The 2,091-nt window shown below is 37.2% G+C and carries 3 protein-coding genes and 1 pseudogene; all 4 read right to left on the bottom strand.

Going from position 1 to position 2,091, the window contains the following annotated elements; translation table 11 throughout:
- Positions 1-303: 303 nt before the first annotated feature.
- Positions 304-714 carry a hypothetical protein gene (locus AC1DVK_RS26730; RefSeq protein ID WP_089364552.1) on the bottom strand — a complete coding sequence of 137 codons (411 nt, stop codon included), beginning with the start codon at positions 712-714 and terminating at the stop codon, positions 304-306.
- 51 nt (positions 715-765) lie between these two features.
- Positions 766-957, bottom strand: coding sequence for a DUF3888 domain-containing protein (locus tag AC1DVK_RS26725; protein ID WP_477627807.1), 192 nt, complete (start codon positions 955-957; stop codon positions 766-768).
- Positions 958-1,294: 337 nt separating this feature from the next.
- Entirely contained in the window at positions 1,295-1,771 is a 477-nt protein-coding gene (locus AC1DVK_RS26720) for a group II intron maturase-specific domain-containing protein (RefSeq protein ID WP_477627806.1), read from the bottom strand.
- Positions 1,766-1,903: pseudogene (locus AC1DVK_RS26715) on the bottom strand (group II intron reverse transcriptase/maturase); the annotation flags it as partial. The pseudogene AC1DVK_RS26715 and the gene AC1DVK_RS26720, both read right to left, overlap by 6 nt.
- Positions 1,904-2,091 lie beyond the last annotated feature (188 nt).

Here is a 2,091-nt window from a genome sequence, read left to right as displayed (position 1 = left end):
CCATCTATCTGCTTCATTTACTCTGTACCACCTTCGGCAGTAAGGACTTTGTTTTGTTTCGCAAACTCATCCAATGATACCTAGCCTTATATGAAGTTCGTGTTCCTCAGACCGGAGGTTTGCCGCTTGCTTCCTTCAGATTCCACGTCACCGTGGACACCCTTGCATTAAGCTAACCACTACTACTGCCTTCATGATTCGGGACTTCCACCCTATAGATTGCACCCATGCCGGGCGCACGAAAATGGAGCTGCTGATCAGCTCCTGGTAATGAACTAAACCCGTTAGTTGAAGAAGAAAAATTCATTTTTCAAATCTAACTAACGTTTTTTCGGGAATTTCAATCTGGTCAATATCAAAGTTATTGATTTGGAGAGTTAACTCACCATCTCGCTTTTCAGCTTCTTCTCCTACCCAACAACTATAGAGTTCAAAAAAATCACCTTTATCAAGGTAACTGTCCATAATTTTACATAATTCTATTAGTTTCTTTTTCGATTCGGCACACGTTTTTGGGTTCATATATTCTAAAATCTCAATTCCCCAATGACTTGATACCTCATAAACGTAAGGAGTAGTAAACTGATACTTCTTTACACTTAGCAAGTCAAACTCACCGGCAAAACAACCGCCAATATAAAAAAATTCATCTGAATATTCATCATCATTAATCGGTATTTCTATATCACACCCAATATAGGAAGCCAAACTCATTTCCACTCACTCCTTGTTATTCCTTAAGGAACCCGTTAGTTCCATAAGAATTTATTGTAATTGAAATTTAGGCCACTCTTTTTCTGGGATAACTCTGTTGAAATAATTGGTTGGTTTGATTTTATTCCCTACAATTTTAAAAGTTATTATCTCTTCCATATATGGTGGGGTATGTGGACCTTGGAAACTTACTACTTGAACTTTAACGTTAAATATATCAATGTTCTCTTCATCTTGTTTTATTTCTAATATTTTCTCATTACCTCTAAACCAATCTCCCCCCTACCAAGCTAATTGGTTCCTGTAATAGCTTAATTAATGCTTTTTCCAACACGTCTTCAGGTTTTTCTGTAGCTTTTAAAGAATTGGGAGCTAAGATTAAGCTAAAGCATAAAATGATTAATAATAAAAATTTCTTTTTCTATAACTCACCTCAGTATTAGCCTTTACTACGGTTATTTTATTTCCCTTATTCAACTAAACTGCCCTGATAGTTGCATAATCGAGTAGGGGGAAAATATGTTTATTTTCGCCCCTCTCACAACACCGTACGTACGGTTCGCGTATACGGCGTTTCAATTTATATCACAGTGTGTACTTTTAGATAATGTTCTAAAGCAGAGGGAACTCCCCTCTGCTTTAGTCTTTTGTTTGAGATTGCTCTTTGGACGACTTTGGATAATCCTATGAATCGGTAACCTTTTCGACAGTAGGTTAATCCTTTCGCTTCTTCCTCCGGAATTCCTAGTTGAATAAGCGATTTAATTTGTTTCTTCGCTACTTTCCATTGTTTCCATATGATGACCCTAATTCTAGAGCGAAGCTTTGTGTCTATTCGTTCCGTCATTTTTTTCATGTTTGCCACTCTGAAGTAGTTTACCCATCCAACTATTACTTGGTTCAATTTCAATATTCGGTAGTCTAGTGGAACATTCCAATTTCGCTTTGTCAGTTGTCGAAGTTTCCTTTGAAACTTCTGTACAGAACTTGGATGAGGTTTCACTTTGTAGTTGTTGTTATTAGTGTCATAATAATACCCAAATCCTAAGAATTTCAACTCTTTTGGACGTGAGATTCTACTCTTCTCTACGTTGACTATCAGGCCTAATTTCTCTTCTATAAATCTCACGATTGTGCTCATTACTCGGTTCGCTGCCTTTTCACTTTTCACAAAGATAAGGGCATCATCAGCGTACTGGTATTATCCCCTACAGGTAGACAGAGTAAAAAGAGAGCATGATAAAATGTTCTTAACAGTCTATCTGAGAGGGGATTTTTCTATGGCAAAAAAGGGGCAAACGTTTCAAACATATACAGAAGAATTAAAGCGAGAAGTTGTTCGTTTGAAGTTGGAGGAAGGCTGGTCATATCGTTCGT

It is taken from the genome of Peribacillus sp. P4_B1 (genome assembly GCF_056402395.1).
Note: the sequence above shows the minus strand (reverse complement) of the source record. Positions and strands in the feature narration are given on the sequence as shown.

Bases quoted from the DNA above. Each gene is read 5' to 3' on its own strand.
- AC1DVK_RS26730 (WP_089364552.1), bottom strand. From the start codon at position 714: ATGAGTTTGGCTTCCTATATTGGGTGTGATATAGAAATACCGATTAAT.